Source organism: Pseudomonas sp. 102515 (assembly GCF_031085165.1).
Taxonomy (GTDB): Bacteria; Pseudomonadota; Gammaproteobacteria; order Pseudomonadales; family Pseudomonadaceae; genus Chryseomonas.
Map to the genome: position 1 here is coordinate 95,286 of NZ_JAVHTY010000006.1, position 16,797 is coordinate 112,082.

17 protein-coding genes are annotated in these 16,797 nt (G+C 66.8%); 7 read left to right on the forward strand and 10 right to left on the reverse strand.

Annotated features, from left to right (window positions below; genetic code table 11):
• Nucleotides 1-6: 6 nt before the first annotated feature.
• Together RCF34_RS21030 and RCF34_RS21035 are read left to right on the forward strand one after the other, a co-directional pair.
• A complete protein-coding gene (locus RCF34_RS21030) occupies nt 7-966 on the forward strand; it encodes an ABC transporter substrate-binding protein (protein ID WP_308709928.1) in 960 nt (319 codons plus the stop codon).
• A gap of 74 nt (nt 967-1,040) precedes the next feature.
• Complete coding sequence (locus tag RCF34_RS21035) at nt 1,041-1,931, forward strand: LysR family transcriptional regulator (RefSeq protein WP_308709929.1); 891 nt, start codon at nt 1,041-1,043, stop codon at nt 1,929-1,931.
• 7 nt (nt 1,932-1,938) lie between these two features.
• Here RCF34_RS21035 and RCF34_RS21040 read toward each other — a convergent pair whose 3' ends face one another.
• The 3 genes from RCF34_RS21040 to acnA all read right to left on the reverse strand — a co-directional run bounded on the left by RCF34_RS21040 (nt 1,939) and on the right by acnA (nt 5,572).
• On the reverse strand, nt 1,939-2,535 hold the full coding sequence (locus RCF34_RS21040) for a Fic family protein (protein WP_308709930.1): 597 nt from the start codon (nt 2,533-2,535) through the stop codon (nt 1,939-1,941).
• Nucleotides 2,532-2,708, reverse strand: a complete 177-nt coding sequence (locus tag RCF34_RS23200) for a YhfG family protein (RefSeq protein WP_374941225.1) — start codon at nt 2,706-2,708, stop codon at nt 2,532-2,534. Before RCF34_RS23200 ends, RCF34_RS21040 begins: the two co-directional genes overlap by 4 nt.
• Before the next feature lie 164 nt (nt 2,709-2,872).
• A complete protein-coding gene (acnA, locus tag RCF34_RS21045) occupies nt 2,873-5,572 on the reverse strand; it encodes an aconitate hydratase AcnA (protein WP_308709931.1) in 2,700 nt (899 codons plus the stop codon).
• A 189-nt stretch (nt 5,573-5,761) separates the two neighbouring features.
• On the opposite strand from acnA, the gene rlmM reads away from it, so the two are divergent.
• Nucleotides 5,762-6,823: a 23S rRNA (cytidine(2498)-2'-O)-methyltransferase RlmM gene (gene rlmM / locus RCF34_RS21050; RefSeq protein WP_308709932.1), complete on the forward strand. Its 1,062-nt coding sequence runs from the start codon at nt 5,762-5,764 to the stop codon at nt 6,821-6,823.
• A 56-nt stretch (nt 6,824-6,879) separates the two neighbouring features.
• A complete protein-coding gene (gene tusA / locus RCF34_RS21055) occupies nt 6,880-7,119 on the forward strand; it encodes a sulfurtransferase TusA (RefSeq protein ID WP_308709933.1) in 240 nt (79 codons plus the stop codon).
• Between the two features lie 145 nt (nt 7,120-7,264).
• Here tusA and RCF34_RS21060 read toward each other — a convergent pair whose 3' ends face one another.
• The 3 genes from RCF34_RS21060 to RCF34_RS21070 form a co-directional block, all read right to left on the reverse strand.
• Nucleotides 7,265-7,915, reverse strand: a complete 651-nt coding sequence (locus tag RCF34_RS21060) for an SGNH/GDSL hydrolase family protein (protein WP_308709934.1) — start codon at nt 7,913-7,915, stop codon at nt 7,265-7,267.
• 87 nt (nt 7,916-8,002) lie between these two features.
• A complete protein-coding gene (locus tag RCF34_RS21065) occupies nt 8,003-10,156 on the reverse strand; it encodes a mechanosensitive ion channel family protein (RefSeq protein ID WP_308709935.1) in 2,154 nt (717 codons plus the stop codon).
• Between the two features lie 93 nt (nt 10,157-10,249).
• The gene (locus RCF34_RS21070; RefSeq protein WP_308709936.1) at nt 10,250-11,611 is read right to left on the reverse strand and encodes an MATE family efflux transporter; all 1,362 of its coding nucleotides are present in this window, start codon (nt 11,609-11,611) and stop codon (nt 10,250-10,252) included.
• Nucleotides 11,612-11,740: 129 nt separating this feature from the next.
• Here RCF34_RS21070 and pdxB point away from each other — a divergent pair, with 129 nt between their 5' ends.
• Nucleotides 11,741-12,904 (forward strand): 4-phosphoerythronate dehydrogenase PdxB, encoded by a 1,164-nt coding sequence (pdxB, locus tag RCF34_RS21075; RefSeq protein ID WP_308709937.1) that lies wholly within the window; start codon nt 11,741-11,743, stop codon nt 12,902-12,904.
• 84 nt (nt 12,905-12,988) lie between these two features.
• Here the strand turns inward: pdxB and RCF34_RS21080 are convergent, their stop codons facing one another.
• Both RCF34_RS21080 and RCF34_RS21085 read right to left on the reverse strand, forming a co-directional pair.
• Entirely contained in the window at nt 12,989-13,270 is a 282-nt protein-coding gene (locus RCF34_RS21080) for a pyrimidine/purine nucleoside phosphorylase (protein WP_308709938.1), read from the reverse strand.
• 82 nt (nt 13,271-13,352) lie between these two features.
• A complete protein-coding gene (locus tag RCF34_RS21085; protein ID WP_308709939.1) occupies nt 13,353-13,904 on the reverse strand; it encodes an exonuclease domain-containing protein in 552 nt (183 codons plus the stop codon).
• 185 nt (nt 13,905-14,089) lie between these two features.
• On the opposite strand from RCF34_RS21085, the gene RCF34_RS21090 reads away from it, so the two are divergent.
• Together RCF34_RS21090 and RCF34_RS21095 are read left to right on the forward strand one after the other, a co-directional pair.
• Nucleotides 14,090-14,344 carry a YkgJ family cysteine cluster protein gene (locus RCF34_RS21090; protein WP_308709940.1) on the forward strand — a complete coding sequence of 85 codons (255 nt, stop codon included), beginning with the start codon at nt 14,090-14,092 and terminating at the stop codon, nt 14,342-14,344.
• A 50-nt stretch (nt 14,345-14,394) separates the two neighbouring features.
• Complete coding sequence (locus RCF34_RS21095; protein ID WP_308709941.1) at nt 14,395-14,994, forward strand: START domain-containing protein; 600 nt, start codon at nt 14,395-14,397, stop codon at nt 14,992-14,994.
• Nucleotides 14,995-15,159: 165 nt separating this feature from the next.
• Here RCF34_RS21095 and msrQ read toward each other — a convergent pair whose 3' ends face one another.
• Nucleotides 15,160-15,771: a protein-methionine-sulfoxide reductase heme-binding subunit MsrQ gene (msrQ, locus tag RCF34_RS21100; RefSeq protein ID WP_308709942.1), complete on the reverse strand. Its 612-nt coding sequence runs from the start codon at nt 15,769-15,771 to the stop codon at nt 15,160-15,162.
• Nucleotides 15,771-16,781 (reverse strand): protein-methionine-sulfoxide reductase catalytic subunit MsrP, encoded by a 1,011-nt coding sequence (msrP, locus tag RCF34_RS21105; protein WP_308709943.1) that lies wholly within the window; start codon nt 16,779-16,781, stop codon nt 15,771-15,773. Before msrP ends, msrQ begins: the two co-directional genes overlap by 1 nt.
• Nucleotides 16,782-16,797: the final 16 nt, after the last annotated feature.

Genomic DNA, 16,797 nt, shown 5'->3' on the forward strand with positions numbered 1-16,797 from the left:
TTTCCCATGCTGCGCAAGACCCTCGCTGGCCTCGCCCTTGGCCTGCTGGCCGCCACCCAGGCCCTGGCCACTACCCTGGTGGTGGGCGACCAGAGTTACAACACCCGCACCGTGATGGAAGCCGCAGGTGTCCTCAACGACCTGCCATATCAACTGGAATGGAAGCAGTTCACCGCCGGCTCGCCGGTGGCCGAGGCCCTCAACGTCGGTAGCCTCGACCTGGGGCTACTGGGCGATGCGCCCCCGTTGTTCCTGGGTGCCCTGGGCGCACCGATCAAGGTAGTCGGCATCAGCCGCCAGAGCCGGGACGGCGTGGCGGTGCTGGTGCGCGGCGATTCCAACATCCGCAGCCTGGCGGATTTGCCGGGCAAGACGGTGGCGATCTGGAAGGGGTCCTGGAGCCAGCAGCTGGCATTGTCCGCCCTGGACCGCGCGGGCGTGCCGCGCGATCAGGTGAGCTTTCGCTATCTCAATGCCCTGGACGCCTCCCACGCCCTGGAAGGCGGCTCGGTGGACGCCATCGCCACCTGGGAACCCTATGTCACCCAGGCCCAGCGCCACGGCGCTCGGGTGCTCACCACCGCCGAAGGCCTGATCCCGGCGCAGAGCTTCGTGGTCGCCAGCCAGGGTGCGCTGGACGATGCGGCCAAGCACCAGGCCATTGCCGACTTCCTCCAGCGGCTGCACCAGGCGCGCACCTGGGCCAATGCCGATCCCGAGCATACGGCGCGCTACGCCAGCGCCTGGGCCGAGCGCACCCGCGCCGACGCTGCGATCGCCCAGGCCTGGTTCGCCCGCGCGCGCACCGCTATTGGACCGGTCACGCCGGCGGCCATCGCCCAGGCGCAGCGTACCGTCGACTTCTTCGCCGCTGAGGGCCTGGTCAAGGGTTATGACGCCAGCCGCCTGTTCTACGACGGCTTTGGCTCGAGCCTGGCGCCGCCGGCAGAGACGGCACAGCGCTGAGCCCGATACCGACGCGGAGGCGTTGCGTTATGCTTGAGGCGCATGTCCATCAGCCGGAAGTCAGACGCCTCCTCATGAAGACCGACGATATCGAAGCCTTCGTCGCGGTGCTCCGCAGCGGCTCCCTCAATGCCGCTGCCCTGTCCCTGGGGCTGACCCAGCCGGCCATCACCCGCCGGCTGCAGAGTCTCGAACAGGATCTCGGGGTCGAGTTGCTCGACCGCCACACCAAGCCACTCAAGCCGACCCGCCTGGGCCAGGAGGTCTATGGTCACTGCCGCGCCATCCTGCGCGAGATGGATGCCCTGCGCGAGCGAGTGGCGGGCGATGCCCCACCGTCCGGGCTGCTGCGCCTGGGCGTGCCCCAGACCCTGGGCGATGCGCTGTTGCTGGAGGCCGTGAAGGACATCCGCACCCGCTACCCGGAGCTGCGCACCCAGGTGGCGACCGGCTGGGGCAGCGTACTGGTCAGCCGTATCGAGCACGGCGAGCTGGACGGCGCCCTGGTGCTATTCCCGGCCAACAAGGTGTTTCCCGACGGCGTCGAGGCCCAGGCCTTGGGCGCCATGCCGCTGCAGGTGGTCGGCGCCCGCGACCAGATGCCGGCCAAGGCGCAGCGGCTGGCCGACATCCAGGGCCAGGGCTGGGTGCTCAATCCCGATGGCTGTGGCTTTCGTGCCAGCCTGCAACGGACCCTGGCCGAGCGGGGTGAGTCACTGCGCATCAACCTGGAAACCTATGGCACCGAACTCCAGCTCGGCCTGGTGGCGGACGGCCAAGGCCTGGGCCTGGTCCCGGCGCCGCTGCTGGCCTTGAGTGCCCATCGCGAGCGTCTGGCAGTGATCTCGCTGAAGGACTTCAAGCCTGAGATCCAGCTGTGGCTGATCCATCCGCGCTTTCTCGGACCGCTGCAGGAGGTGGTCGAGGGGTTCGGGCGGAATGCTCGGGCCTTACTGGAACGCTGAAGCGGCGTCACTCAATGGCGGAGCCTATGCAGCGCGCGAATATTCGCTCCAGCCCCGCATAACCACAATGGACAGCCGCGACGTTGGCGTCTATCCATTCATCCCGTCCTACCGGTGACCAGTCGATCTGGTAGCCACCATTGATGATGAGGTGCTCGAACAGGAGGCGTTGCGCACGCCCGTTGCGATCGCGGAAAGGATGCACCATGTTCAGGTCGCCATAGAACTCGGCGCTCAGCACGATCAGGGCGTCTCGGGGATGCCCTTCGAACCAATTCTTCGCGCGCAGTCGATTGAATAGCTTGTCCGCCTCGGGTATCAGCCGCTGCACCGTACAAAACCTTGTGCTGTTCTTCGCGATGTCGAGGGTACGCAATTCGCCTGCCCAGGCATAAATATCCTGGAACAGCAGTCGATGCAGGCGACAAAGATAACCCAGGTCGTAGGGCGGTAGCTCGAACGTTAACTCACCGGCTGCGAGGCGGGACAGATCGCGCTCCGCCGCTGCCAGCAGCCCATCATCCTGGATGTCGAGCAGATTACGTAAGGTCGTGGTGCCGGGATAGCAGTACGGATCCTGGCCGGCTCCGTACTTGTCGATCATTGTGCCTGGCTCAGGCGCCGGTAGTGCGCGACGAGGGATTGCTTATCCTGTCCGATGACATCCGAGACCTCAGACTTCAGTTCGAAACCCTCCAGCCGCAGGCTGGCGGAGTAGTTGGCCAGGCGCATACGTACGTAATAGCGCCGTTTTTTATCCAGACTCGGTTGGGGCAGGACAAAACCTCCTGGTTAGCCGTCCGAGTTTAGCTGAAAGCATCAGCGCCATCATTTAGTACCCTAGGAGATCTGACTACGCCTATCTTATTGGCGCCAAAGCTTGGGAGTGGTAGTCCTGAAGGGGATAGTTGCCCCGGTCAAAGCGCCCGGGGCAGTGGTTATCAAGCAGCCGGCTTGGCCAGGAACTCCCGCAGCACATAGTGCAGGATGCCGCCGGCCTTGAAGTAGCTCACTTCATTGAGCGTGTCGATGCGGCAGAGCACTTCGACACTGTCCAGGCTGCCGTCCTCGCGGGTGACTTCCAGGGTCAGCGGCATGCGCGGGCGCAACTCGACGCCGTCGATGCCCAGCACGGCGATCTTTTCCTTGCCGGTCAGCCCCAGGGACTTGCGGTCCACGCCGTCCTTGAACTGAAGCGGCAGCACGCCCATGCCCACCAGGTTGGATCGGTGGATACGCTCGAAGCTCTCGGCGACCACGGCCTTGACGCCCAGCAGGTTGGTACCCTTGGCCGCCCAGTCGCGGGAGGAACCGGTGCCGTACTCCTTGCCGGCGATGATCACCAGCGGGGTATTTTCCAGTTCGTATTTCATGGCCGCGTCGTAGATCGACAGCTTTTCGCCCGTGGGCACGTGGAAGGTGTTGCCGCCTTCCTCGCCACCGAGCATCTCGTTCCTGATGCGGATGTTGGCGAAGGTGCCTCTCATCATGACTTCGTGGTTGCCGCGGCGCGAACCGTAGGAGTTGAAGTCGGCGTAGTCCACGCCATGCTCGGCCAGGTAGCGGCCCGCGGGGCTGTCCTTCTTGATGTTGCCGGCGGGGGAGATGTGGTCGGTGGTGACCGAATCGCCCAGCAGCGCCAGGATGCGGGCGTCGTGGATGTCGGCGATGCGCGGCGGATCGCCGGCGATGCTTTCGAAGAACGGCGGGTTCTGGATATAGGTGGAATCGGCATCCCAGACATAGGTCTCGGCATCCGGCACCTGGATCGCCTGCCACTTCTCGTCACCGTCGAATACGGCGCCGTATTGCTTGTGGAACATGGCGGTGTCGAGCTTCTGCACGGCGTCGGCCACTTCCTGCTGGCTGGGCCAGACATCTTTCAGATAGACCGGCTGACCGTCGTTACCCATGCCCAGCGGCTCCTGGGTCAGATCGACCTTCACGCTACCAGCCAGGGCATAGGCCACCACCAGCGGCGGCGAGGCCAGCCAGTTGGTCCTGACCAGCGGATGCACCCGGCCTTCGAAGTTACGGTTGCCGGAAAGCACCGAGGCCACGGTGAGGTCGGCGTCCTGGATGGCCTTTTCGATGGGATCGAGCAGCGGACCGGAGTTGCCGATGCAGGTGGTGCAGCCATAGCCGACCAGGTCGAAGCCGAGGTCGTTGAGGTAGGGCGTGAGGCCCGCGGCGTTGTAGTAGTCGGTCACCACCTTGGAGCCGGGAGCGAGAGACGACTTCACCCAGGGCTTGCGCATCAGCCCCTTTTCCGCGGCCTTCTTCGCCAGCAGGCCGGCGGCCATCATCACACTGGGGTTGGAGGTGTTGGTGCAGGAGGTGATGGCGGCGATCACCACGGCGCCGTCCTCCAGCTGGAAGGTCTGGCCGTCGAGCTGGACTTCGACGCCACTGCCAGCCTTGGGTGCCTCGGCTTTCTTCGGCGCCAGGGCGGTGAAATCGCTGAAGGTCTTGGCGACTTCGCCAAGCAGCACACGATCCTGCGGGCGCTTGGGGCCTGCCAGGCTGGACTGGACTTCGCCCATGTCCAGTTCCAGCACGTCGGTGAATGCCGGTTCATCGCCGGGATTGCGCCACAGGCCCTGGGCCTGGGTGTAGGCCTCCACCAGCTGCACGGTTTCCTCGGGCCGGCCGGACAGGCGCAGGTAGTCCAGGGTGATCTGGTCCACCGGGAAGAAGCCGCAGGTGGCGCCGTATTCCGGAGCCATGTTGCCGATGGTGGCGCGGTCGGCCAGGGGCAGGGTGGCCAGGCCATCGCCGAAGAATTCGACGAACTTGCCCACCACGCCCTTCTTGCGCAGCATCTGGGTCACGGTCAGCACCAGGTCGGTGGCGGTGATGCCCTCACGCAGCTTGCCGGTGAGCTTGAAGCCCACCACCTCGGGGATCAGCATGGACACCGGCTGGCCGAGCATGGCCGCCTCGGCCTCGATACCGCCCACGCCCCAGCCCAGCACGCCCAGGCCATTGATCATGGTGGTGTGTGAATCGGTGCCGACCAGGGTGTCGGGGAAGGCATAGGTGCGGCCATCCTCGTCCTTGGTCCAGACGGTGCGGCCCAGGTACTCCAGGTTGACCTGGTGGCAGATGCCGGTGCCCGGCGGCACCACGCGGAAGTTGTCGAAGGCGTTCTGGCCCCAGCGCAGGAAGGCATAGCGCTCGCCATTGCGCTGCATCTCGATCTCGACGTTCTCGTGATAAGCGTTTTCACTGGCGTAGCGATCCACCATCACCGAGTGGTCGATCACCAGGTCGACGGGGGAGAGCGGATTGATCCGCTGCGGATCGCCGCCGGCCTTGGCCACGGCTTCGCGCATGGCGGCCAGGTCGACCACGGCCGGTACGCCGGTGAAGTCCTGCATCAGCACCCGCGCCGGCCGGTACTGGATTTCGCGATCGGCGGAGCGGGTCTTGGTCCAGTCGGCCAGGGCCTGGAGGTCCTCGCCGGTAACGGTCTGGTTGTCTTCCCAGCGCAGCAGGTTCTCCAGCAGCACCTTGAGGGATTTGGGCAGCTTGTCGAGATTGCCCAGGGTCTGGGCCGCGTCGGGCAGGCTGTAATAGTGGTAGGTGCGCTCACCGACCTGCAGGGTCTTGAGGCTTTTGAGGCTGTCCAGGGCTGGCATCAGGGGTCTCCTTATCGACGGTTGCCCGCTGGCCGTTCGAGCCTCGAAAGGTGAAGGAGACCCGTACCAGCGCTGGGCGGACTGATTTTTCTAGGTGTAGTACTGGACCGATAGGCGCCGCTGGCGTTCCCCAGCGGGCGCGCTGGGGTATAGTGCGCGCCCTGCGTGACCCCTTGAGGAAGCTCCGTCGTGAATACCCTGTTGCTGCTGTGCCGTACCGGATTCGAAGGCGAGGTCTGCGCCGAGCTCGGCGAGCGGGCGGCGCTGCTCGGCGTGGCCGGTTATGCCAAGGGCAAGCCGGGTGCGGCCTATGCCGAATTCGTCTGTGGCGACGCCGAGGGCGCCGCCCGGTTGATGCGGAACATTACCTTCAGCGAGCTGACCTTCCCTCGTCAGTGGTCCCGTGGCGCCTTCCTCGATCTGCCCGAGCAGGAGCGCATCGGTCCGCTGCTGGAGTTGCTGGCGGGCTATCCCGTCTGCGGCAGCCTGGCCCTGGAGATGCCCGACACCAACGACGGCAAGGCGCTCTCCACCTTCTGCAAGAAATTCGAGCGCCCGCTGACCCTGGCGCTGCGCAAGGCCGGCCGCCTGGTGGACGATGCCAGGGCGCCGCGTCTGCAGTTGACCTTTCTCAGCGGCCGCGAGGTTTTCGTCGGCGTGGTCGAACCGGGCAACGCCGCGCTCTGGCCCATGGGCATCCCGCGGCTGAGGTTCCCCCGCGAGGCCCCCAGTCGTTCGACCCTCAAGCTGGAAGAGGCCTGGCACCACTTCATCCCGCGTGCCGATTGGGAAACCCGCCTCTCCTCCGAGATGCGCGCCGTCGATCTGGGCGCCGCCCCGGGTGGCTGGACCTGGCAACTGGTGGCCCGTGAGATGCTGGTGACGGCGGTGGACAACGGCCCCATGAACGAGACGCTGATGGATACCGGCCTCGTCGAGCACCTGCAGGTCGACGGCTACGCCTTCGTCCCCAAGCGCCCGGTGGACTGGATGGTCTGCGACATCGTCGAGAAGCCCGCGCGCACCGCGGCGCTGATCGAACGCTGGATCGGCGAGGGTCATTGCCGCGAGGCGGTGGTCAATCTCAAGCTGCCGATGAAGCAGCGCTACCGCGAAGTGGCCGGTATCCTCGAACGCCTGCACGCGCATTTCGCGGATCGCGGCCAGCGCGTCGTCATCGGCTGCAAGCAGCTGTACCACGACCGCGAGGAAGTGACCTGTCATCTGCGCCGGCTGGATCGGAAACCCTAGGCCGTCGTCAGGCTCTGAATGCAGATCGCTGTAACCGTTCTATCCCTGGAGACCCCATGACCCTCGAAGCCGATGCCACCCTCGACGCCAGCGGGCTGAACTGCCCGGAGCCGGTGATGATGCTGCACAACAAGGTGCGCGACATCGCCCCCGGCGCCTTGCTCAAGGTCATCGCCACCGATCCCTCCACCCAGCGCGACATCCCCAAGTTCTGCGTCTTCCTCGGCCATGAACTGGTGGAGAAGAGCGAAGGGGAAGGGCACTATCTGTACTGGATTCGCAAGAAGGCGGAGTGAGGGTACGCCGCCTGGTTGGGGATGGCTCCATCGTCGAAGCCCAACAGGTGATGCCAATCGAGCCGTAGCGTGGAAAACCGCGCAGCGTTTTCCACCGTGTGGCCTCAAGTCCGTGGACAAGGCTCCGCCGTTGTCCACGCTACGCTCAGGCGCTTGCGGCCGCTCTGACCACCTCCACCAGATGCTCTCCCAGCCGGCGATGCTGGTCAGCCGCGAAATGCACGCCGTCCACCGGACTCACCTGGATGACCTCGCCCGCATCGACGAAGGCCGCGCCCTGGGCGTCGGCGACCTGGCGATAACGTGCGGCCAACTCGCGAGACTTGGCCGCACCGCCGGCGAAGATCTCGCCAAGAAAGCCCACTTCCTCGATGGGCGCCGGCGCCATGACGATCAGCCTGGGGGTGGCACCGTCCGGTCCGGCATTGCAACGCCTGATCTCTTCCAGCAGCACCTGCAAGGCACTGGCGATGTCCGCGGGCGTCACCGACAGCCGTGCCTTGAGATCGTTGGTACCCAGCATCAGCAGCAGGACATCGACGGGCAGCTGACTCTCCAGGCAGGGCCTGAGATAGCTCAGGCCGTTCTTGTGGTGGCCATCGATGGGATCGTCATGCACCGTAGTGCGGGCGGGCAGACCTTCCTCGATCACCCGCCAGTCGGCGCCCAGCCCGCGGGCCAGGACGCCGGTCCAGCGCTCGTCCCAACCGAAGCGTTGGAGTACGCCGGGCTGGGTCAGGGGGCGGGTGCCGTGGGTGTTGGAGTCGCCATAGCAGAGCAAGGTACGCAGGGACATGGGAAATCCTCTTTGGGCAGGTCATCCCCACCCTAGAGACTATTCCCGCCGGTCGCGAGGGCCGGCGGTCGTGCCAGCGCAGCCGGGTCAGCCCTCGCTCGACGCCTGGCCGCCCCGCGTCGCCTGATCCAGCGGCGAGCCACCCACCTCGTAGCGCACGTTCATGCGCGGCGAGGCCAGCTCGATGCCGGCATCGTCCAGGTAGCGCTTGAGCCTGAGGTTGAAGGCCCGCGACACCTCCCACTGCTTGATCGGCGCGGTCTTGAAGCGGAATCTCAGGATCGCCATGCCGGAATCGAAGCTTTCCACTCCCTGCAGCTCCAGCGGCGACCAGATGTCCCGGCCCATCAGCGGGTCCTGGCGCAGCGAGCGGCCGACCTCCTGGACCATCTCGATGGCCTTGTCCACCGACAGCGCCTGGGGAATCGGCAGGCGGAAGATGGCGTAGCCGAACTGCCGCGAGTAGTTCTGGATGCTCTTGATCTCGCTGAAGGGGATGGTGTGGACGATGCCGTCGATGTCGCGGAGTCGTACGGTACGGATGGTCAGGCCCTCGACGGTGCCCAGGTGGTTGCCCACGTCGACGTAGTCGCCGATGGCCAGGGAATCCTCGATGATGATGAACAGCCCGGTGATGAGGTCGGCCACCAGGCTCTGGGCGCCGAAGCCGACCGCCAGGCCGATGACGCCGGCACCGGCCAGCAGCGGGGTGACGTTCACGCCCATGTTGGCCAGGGCGACGATCAGGGCGATGACGAAGATGGTCAGGAACAGCACGTTGCGGATCAGCGGCAACATGGTCTGGGCGCGGGCGTTGTTCGGGCTGACGCGGTGCAGGTTGAGGCCACGGTGGATGGCGGTGTCGGCCAGGATCCACACCAGCCAGGCCAGCAGCAGGGTGCCCCCCAGGCCAAAGAACTTGCTGGCGACCGCATGGCCGTCACCCTGGCTGAATCTCAGCAACGAGAGATTCCAGGCGCGCAGGGCCAGTTCGATCCCTACCAGCCAGATGACGATGCCCAGCACCAGCACGAAGAAGGCACGCAGCCGTTCGGCATAGGCTTCCTGTAGGCGGCCGTGATGGCGCCGGTGCAGCAGTCGCGCTCGCACCAGGGCGTTGAGCCCAAGGGCGGCGCCCATGGTCACGGCGAACAGCAGCGCCCGGCGCAGGGCGTCGCTGGTGTCTCCGGCGGAGACGAAGGTGGCCACCACCGAGACCGCCACCAGGATCAGCAGCGGCAGGTGCCAGAGTCGGGCGATCAGGTGACGTACGCCCTGCAGGCCTCGTAGCGCCTGGCGCTTGGCCAGGGGCTGGTTGCGGATCAGGTGGGCGATGGGCCGGCGGAATCTCAGGGCGAACTGGGCGGTGAGCAGCGCCGCGCAGATGTTGGCGCCGATGGCGATGACCGCGGCGAGGTGTGGCCCCAGGGTCTCGGCCAGGTGCGGATCGCTGGCGGCGCCACCCAGGGCGGCCAGGCTGCCGATGATCCACAGCGGGCGGAAGGCGCGTCGGCGCAGGATCAGCAGGGCGCGGCTGCGATGGGCGCCGCTGGGCAGGGAGCAGATCACCACCACCGTGGCGGCGAACAGCGGGCCGGTGACCGCGGCATAGGCCAGGGCGACGGCCACCGTCTTGCCCAGCGAATCCGGCAGCCACAGCGACACCACCAGGGTCAGGATGAAGGCCAGCAGCCAGGGCGCCAGCTTGCGCAGGGCGAAACGGACCAGATCCAGGGTACGCGGCCTGAGCGGCAACTCCTCGGACAGCCCGAATCGTACCCGCAGGCGATGGCTGATGGTCTTCAGGCCCAGGGCGCAACCGGCCCAGAAAGCCAGAGTGACGACGAAGCCCGAGAGCAGGTTGAGGCGCTGCTCGGGTGCTGGTGCCAGGGCGGCCAGTTCGGCGCCGGCCTGGTCCAGCTGGTATTGCCAGCGTTCGCGCAGGTTATCGCGCTGCAGCTGCTGCTCCACCACCGTCATGGTGTCGGTGATCAGCCCGATCACGCCCTGGGAGGCGCTGGGTTCGGCCTTGTTCTGCGCTGCCTGCAGCTTCTTGAGATCCGCCAGCAGGCGATTGCGCTGCGGCTCGCTTTCCAGGGTCTTGATGACCTGGTCCAGGGACTGGCCGAATTGCGGGTCGACCTGGTCCTTCTGGGCGCCCGGCAGCCCGGGCAGGGCGGCCTGAACCGGGCCGATGAGCAGGAAGCAGAGGCAGAGGAGTTGTAGCAGACGAAAGATCATCGAAGCCGCACGCTCGCGAAAGAGGGAAACGCCCGTCCCGGTCGGCAGGGCCGCCGGCCGAGGCGAGGGCGCCAGTGTAGCAAGGGCGGTGCGCTAGGCGCTGTGGATGCGTCGACGGGCGCTGCGGGCCAGTCGTACCGACAGCAGGATGGCCGCGCAGGTCAGGCCCAGCACCAGCCCCTGCCAGAGACCGGCCGGGCCTCGCGGGGCGCCGAACCAGTCACTCAGGCCCAGCGCCCAGCCCACCGGCAGGCCCACGCCCCAGTAGGCCAGCAGGGTGATGATCATGGTCGCGCGGGTGTCCTGATAACCGCGCAGGGCGCCCGCGGCGGTCACCTGGATGGCATCGGAGAACTGGAAGATGCCGGCGAACACCAGCAGCGCAGCCGCCAGTTGGATCACCGCCAGGTCCTGGGAATAGAGCCCGGCGATCGCCGTGCGTGCGGTCAGCATCAGGGTGCAGGAAACGCAGGCGCAGAGCAGCCCGGCGGCCATGCCGACCCCGGCGGAAAAGCGCGCCGCGCGCGGTTCGCCGCGCCCCAGTGCCTGGCCGACCCGCACCGTCACCGCCATGCCTAGGGCCAGGGGCACCATGAATACCAGGCCGGAGAAGTTGAGCGCCACCTGGTGCCCGGCGACCACGGTCGGACCCAGCTCGCCGATCAGCAGGGCCACCACGGAAAAGATGCTGGATTCGGCGAACACCGCGATGCCGATGGGCACGCCGATGGCCAGCAGGGCGCGCAGCGTCGGTCCGTGCGGTCGCTCGAAGCGGGCGAAGAGGGCGCAGGCGCGATAGCGCTCGGTGCGGATGATCGCCAGCATGGCCAGCAGCATCGCCCACATCACCGTGCCCGAGGCGAAGCCGCAACCGGCGCCGCCCAGGGCTGGCAGGCCCAGGTGCCCATGGATGAACATCCAGTTCAGCGGCACGTTCAGCGCCAGGCCGGCAAGGCCTACCAGCATCGCCGGTCGGGTCCGCCCGAGGCCGTCGCTGAAGCAGCGCAGCACATAGTAGAAGGCCGTGGCGGGCAGACCCATGGCGATGCCCTTGAGATAGAGCAGGGTCGGCCCGATCAGTTGGGCGTCGACATGCATGGCCACCAGCAGCGGTCGGGCATTGAGCAGCAGCAGGCTGGCGATGAGGCCACAACCCAGGGCCAGCCACAGCGCCTGGCGCACCAGCGGGCCGATCTCCTGGCTGCGGCCGCCGCCGTGGCGCTCGGCCACCTTGGGCGTGGTCGCCAGCAGGATGCCGGTCATCAGCAGGAACACCGGAATCCACACGGAGTTGCCCAGGGCGACGGCGGCGAGGTCGAGCGGGCCGACGCGACCGGCCATGACGGCGTCGACGAAGCCCATGGCCGAATGGGAGAGCTGGGCGATGACGATGGGCGCGGCCAGGGAGAGCAGGGCGCCGAATTCACGTCTGATGCGGGGCAGGGAGGAGGTCACTTGATCGTTCGGTCAGCTTCGGGGCCGATAGTCTAGTCCTCATGGCCCGGGTGGCAACCCTTGCGGCGCCCGTTGCCTGCCGCCGATGGCCTGCTAAAGTGCCGGTCCCCGCCCTTGCGAGTGCCAGGCATGCACATTCTCGCCGACGAAAACATTCCGCTGCTGGACGCCTTCTTCGGTCCCCATGCGACCCTCGAACGCCTGCCCGGTCGCGCCTTCGATCGCGCTGCCGTGATTCGCGCCGATGCGCTGCTGGTGCGTTCCATCACCCGCGTCGACGCGGCTCTGCTGGCGGGGTCCAGGGTCGGCTTCGTCGGCACCTGCACCATAGGCACCGATCACCTGGACCTCGGCCATCTGGACCAGGCGGGCATCCGCTGGAGCAACGCGCCCGGCTGCAATGCCCGCGGCGTGGTGGATTGGGTACTCGGCGCCCTGCTGGCACTGGCCGATGGCACCGGCGCCGACCTGGCCCAGCGCACCTATGGCATCATCGGCGCCGGCCAGGTCGGTGGCCGCCTGGCCGAGGCGTTGCGGGGGCTGGGCTGGACAGTGCTGGTCTGCGATCCACCCCGCGCGGTGGCAGAGGGCGGCGACTTCCACAGCCTCGACGAATTGATCGGGCGCTGCGACGTGCTCTGTCTGCACACCCCGCTGATCCGTGATGGCGAGCAGCGCACCCTGCACCTGTTCGATGCCGCCCGCCTGGCCAGCCTGCGCCGAGGGACCTGGCTGCTCAATGCCTGCCGGGGCGAGGTGGTCGACAACGCCGCGCTGCGTGCGCGTCTGGCCAGCGGCGCCGAGCTCGAGGTGGCGCTGGATGTCTGGGAAGGCGAGCCGGGTATCGATCCTGAACTGGCCCGCCTGTGCCAGCTGGTGACGCCCCATATCGCCGGGCACAGCCTGGAAGGCAAATGGCGCGGCACGGCGCAGATCTACGAGGCGTTCTGCGCCTGGAGCGGGGAAACACCGCGGTTGAGTCTGAGCGAGCTGTTGCCGCCGCAGCAGCTGGAGCGCCTGGTGTTTGGCGGGGATACGCCGGAGGCGACGGCCTTCAGGCGGGTCTGCCGCGCGGTCTATGATCCGCGCGACGACGATGCGGCGCTACGCGCGACCCTCGGCTTGCCGGCCCTGGCGCGCGCCCAGGCGTTCGACGCCCTGCGCAAGGGCTATCCCATGCGTCGGGAGATTCCGGGGCTGCTGCTCGAAGGGGCGGGCGTGGCTCGGCTGGCGAGGGCCCTGGGCTGCGACTGGCGACATGGCGACGGCTCCGAAAGCGGCGGTGTCGCTTAGGACCGAGGCGAAGCGGAAGCGTTCAGGCGGGATGGCGACCTCCCGCCAGTCGGCTTGGATAGCCGAGAGACGGGATGCGCGGACTCAGTGGTATTCGCAGAGATAGGCGGTGTCTTCCGCGACCTTGAGCTGGAACTTGGCATCGGCCGGCACGGTGAACTGGCTGCCCGCGGTGAAGGTTTCCCAGGTATCGCTACCCGGCAGCTTGACGGTCAGGGCGCCGGCCACCACGTGCATGACTTCCAGCTGGCTGGTGCCGAATTCGTATTCGCCGGGGGCCATGACGCCGAGGGTGGCGGGCTTGGACTTGAGGCTGAAGGCGATGGATTTGACGGTGCCGTCGAAGTATTCGTTGACCTTGAACATCGGATTTCCTTGTGCGAGAGCGGTTAGAACCGTCGGCGAGTATGCCCAAGGCCGAGCCCCACTGTCACCGCTCCAGACGAGGCTAGCGCGCGAAGGCCGGCAGGCTGGCGGGCAACAGCTTGGCGGTGTTGCGCGCGTCGGTCTCGGCACGGTGCAGCACCCCGGTAAAGGCCAGTCCCGCCGATTCCAGGGCAGCGGTGAGCCCCAGCGGTCGCGCCAGGCCACGGGCCTTGGCGAACGCCTGCTTGAGGTTGCGGTGTGGTACCCGCGCCAGGTGGGTATGCAGATCGTGCTCGCGCCAGGCGCGCTCCAGCAGGCGGCGGTCGAAATCGCCCCAGCTGCACCAGCCGGCCAGGGTGGTTTCATAGGCGCCCAGCCAGCGCTCGAAGCTCAGCCAGGTGCCTGCCAGCGGCTCGGCGCCATCGACGTCGGCCTGGCTGATGTGGGTGAGATCGCGGCAGAAGGGCGTCAGCAGTGGCAGGCGCTCGGGCTGGACGAAGCTCTGGTAGCGATCCAGCTCCTTCCCCTCGACGTTCACCATCACCGCGCCGATCTCGATGATTTCCATCAACTCCAGCGGCCAGCCGCCTTCGTCGGTGGTCGCCTCCAGGTCCAGCACCAGCCAATGCTTCATCGTCACGCCCTCGGGGAGCCGCCTCGATCGTCGCAGATAAGACGGTGGAAAGGCCGTGGGGTTGCGTGGCGAGCTGCGAATGAATGTTACATTCATGACTCGATAGCGACATCTGGTCACGATCCGCTTGTGAGGCGTCAGTCTTGCTCTTAAGCTCGAAGCCTCTTTATCTGCGAGTTCCACCCATGGAGTGCCGTCCGGGTTGTGGCGCCTGTTGCATCGCGCCGTCGATCTCCTCACCGCTGCCACGCATGCCCCAGGGCAAGCCCTCCGGGGTGCGCTGTGCCCATCTGGACAGCACCAACCGCTGCGACCTGTTCGGCTCGCCGCAACGCCCGGCGGTGTGCGGCGGCTTCAAGGCCGAGCTGGCGTTCTGCGGTACCAGCAGCGCCGAGGCCATGGCCATCCTGCTGCGCCTCGAAGGTGAAACCGCCGCCTGATCCGGTTTTGAATTGCGCTCTCCGACAACCACAACAACAAGGGACGTCCCATGCACAAGCCGCTTCGCTCCATCCTCGCCCTGACCCTGCTCGCAGCCACTGGCCTGGCCCAGGCCGAGGACTGGCAACTCGCCAAGCAGGAAGACGGCATCCAGGTCTACACCCGCGCCATCGCCGGCTCCAAGTACAAGGCCTACCGCGGCGTGGTCCAGATCAAGGCCGATCCGGCCACCATCGCCAAGCTGCAGGACGATCCGCTGGGCTCCTGCAAATGGATCTTCCGCTGCCAGTCGCTGCAGGTGCTCAAGCGCCAGGACAACCAGGCCTGGACCTACATGCGCATCGACATGCCCTGGCCGGTGACCGCCCGTGACGTGGTGCTGCACATCACCGAGGAGAAGACTCCCGATGGCGGCTTTACCCGCACCCTCGAAGGCCAGCCGGACTATCGTCCCGCTGCCGATGGCTATGTGCGGGTCGCGAGCTTCCAGGGCCAATGGCGCGTGGTGCCGAAGAACGGCGGCTCGGAAGTGACCTATGAGGCCCAGAGCGAACCGGGGGGCAGCGTGCCGTCCTGGCTGGCCAACAGCTTCGTCGTGGATGCCCCGCTCAACACCCTGAAGGGTCTGCGCCAGGCCGCGCAGCGCTGATCGACCGCCTCCAGGGCAAAGGCCTGGCCACGTGCGCCAGGCCTGTTCAATACGACCGCCATGCTAAGCCTTGGCGGTCCACCCGCAGTCCTGGGCAGGTATTATTAATACCACCCCGATACTCTGGAAGCATGAAGGGTCAACCCCTCCGCCCGACGGTGGTAATCAGCGAGCGGGGACGGCCGCTGCCCGACTGCGTCTTTTTCTACGCCAGCCATCCACCAGGCGGAAGGCCAGCAGCGCGGCGCCGATGGCAGCGTAGATCGCCCACTCTTCCAGGTCCGAGCGCACGATCCAGAGGTAATGCAGGAGCCCCAGGCCCAGCACCAGGTAGGCCAGTCTGTGCAGCTCCTTCCAGCGCTTGCCCAGGCGGCGCATGGCCGGGCGATTGGAGGTGACGGCCAGGACCAGCAGGATCAGCAGGGCCGCGGCTCCGACGATGATGTAGGGGCGGCGCTGCAACTCCACGCCCAGTTGCGACAGGTCGAAGCCCAGCACGAAGGCCAGGTAGCCCAGGAAGTGCAGCAGGGCATAGGCGAAGGTCCAGAGGCCGAGCTGGCGGCGGATCACCGGCCAGAGCTTCCAGCGGGTGAGGCGCGTCAGCGGGGTCAGACCCAGCGTCAGCAGCAGCAGCACCAGGGCGCCGGTCCCCAGCTTGTCCACCAGCGCCTTGCCCGGATCCGGGCCGAGGGCGAAGATCCAGGCCTGATACAGCCACCACAGCGGCGGGCCGAGCGCGGCGACGAACACCGCCACCCGCCATAGCAGTACACCCATCAATAGTTTCTCCGCAGATCCATGCCGCTGTAGAGCGAGGCCACTTCCTCGCCATAGCCATTGAACATCAGCGTCGGCCGCACGTTGGGGCTGAACAGGCCGCTGGGTAGGCGACGTTCGCGGGCCTGACTCCAGCGCGGGTGGTCCACTTCCGGATTGACGTTGGCATAGAAGCCATACTCGTTGGGCGCCATGCCCTGCCAGGTGGTGCGTGGCTGCTCGGCCACCAGGCTGATGCGGACGATGGACTTGATGCCCTTGAAGCCGTATTTCCAAGGCACGATCAGGCGCAGCGGCGCGCCATTCTGGTTGGGCAGCACCCGACCGTACATGCCCACCGTCATCAGCGTCAGCGGATGCATGGCCTCATCCAGGCGCAGGCCTTCCACATAGGGCCAGTCCAGCAGGGCGAAGCTGGAGTTCATGCCGGGCATGTGCTGCGGGTCCTTGAGCGTCTCGAACTTCACGTAGCGCGCCTTGCCGGTGGGTTCGACGCGCTTGAGCAGGCTGGCCAGCGGAAAGCCCAGCCAGGGGATGACCATGGACCAGGCCTCGACGCATCTCATGCGGTAGATGCGCTCTTCCAGGGTATCCGGGCCGAAGAGGTCCTCCAGGCCGTAGGTGCCGGGTTTACCCACCTCGCCATCGACCACCACGCTCCAGGGCTGGGTCGGTAGCTGAGCGGCATGGGCCGCGGGATCGCTCTTGTCCGGCCCGAACTCATAGAAGTTGTTGTAGTGGGTGGCGTCCTTGAAGGGGGTTATGTCCTCGCCCTTGACCGTGGCCGCCTGCCAGCGGGTATCGGGCAGCTTGCGTTCGAACCAGTCCGGGCCCTTGGCGGCTTCGACGTCGCCATAGCTGGAGGCGGCCGCCAAGGCCCAGCCGGGCAGGGCGGTGCCGGCGAGCAGGGCGCCGCCGGCACCGAGCAGCTGGCGCCGGGACAGGTAGACGGCTTCGGGGGTGATCTCCGACCCCAGGCAGGCAGAGCGCGGAACGATCTTGATCGGCATGACAGACCTCGGTGGG

Bases quoted from the DNA above. Each gene is read 5' to 3' on its own strand.
- acnA (WP_308709931.1), bottom strand. From the start codon at position 5,572: ATGCCAGCCCTGGACAGCCTCAAAAGCCTCAAGACCCTGCAGGTCGGT.
- tusA (WP_308709933.1), top strand. From the start codon at position 6,880: ATGACCCTCGAAGCCGATGCCACCCTCGACGCCAGCGGGCTGAACTGC.
- RCF34_RS21040 (WP_308709930.1), bottom strand. From the start codon at position 2,535: ATGATCGACAAGTACGGAGCCGGCCAGGATCCGTACTGCTATCCCGGC.
- RCF34_RS21065 (WP_308709935.1), bottom strand. From the start codon at position 10,156: ATGATCTTTCGTCTGCTACAACTCCTCTGCCTCTGCTTCCTGCTCATC.
- RCF34_RS21095 (WP_308709941.1), top strand. From the start codon at position 14,395: ATGCACAAGCCGCTTCGCTCCATCCTCGCCCTGACCCTGCTCGCAGCC.
- RCF34_RS21035 (WP_308709929.1), top strand. From the start codon at position 1,041: ATGAAGACCGACGATATCGAAGCCTTCGTCGCGGTGCTCCGCAGCGGC.
- RCF34_RS21080 (WP_308709938.1), bottom strand. From the start codon at position 13,270: ATGTTCAAGGTCAACGAATACTTCGACGGCACCGTCAAATCCATCGCC.
- msrQ (WP_308709942.1), bottom strand. From the start codon at position 15,771: ATGGGTGTACTGCTATGGCGGGTGGCGGTGTTCGTCGCCGCGCTCGGC.
- RCF34_RS21090 (WP_308709940.1), top strand. From the start codon at position 14,090: ATGGAGTGCCGTCCGGGTTGTGGCGCCTGTTGCATCGCGCCGTCGATC.
- RCF34_RS21085 (WP_308709939.1), bottom strand. From the start codon at position 13,904: ATGAAGCATTGGCTGGTGCTGGACCTGGAGGCGACCACCGACGAAGGC.
- RCF34_RS21030 (WP_308709928.1), top strand. From the start codon at position 7: ATGCTGCGCAAGACCCTCGCTGGCCTCGCCCTTGGCCTGCTGGCCGCC.
- RCF34_RS21060 (WP_308709934.1), bottom strand. From the start codon at position 7,915: ATGTCCCTGCGTACCTTGCTCTGCTATGGCGACTCCAACACCCACGGC.
- pdxB (WP_308709937.1), top strand. From the start codon at position 11,741: ATGCACATTCTCGCCGACGAAAACATTCCGCTGCTGGACGCCTTCTTC.
- msrP (WP_308709943.1), bottom strand. From the start codon at position 16,781: ATGCCGATCAAGATCGTTCCGCGCTCTGCCTGCCTGGGGTCGGAGATC.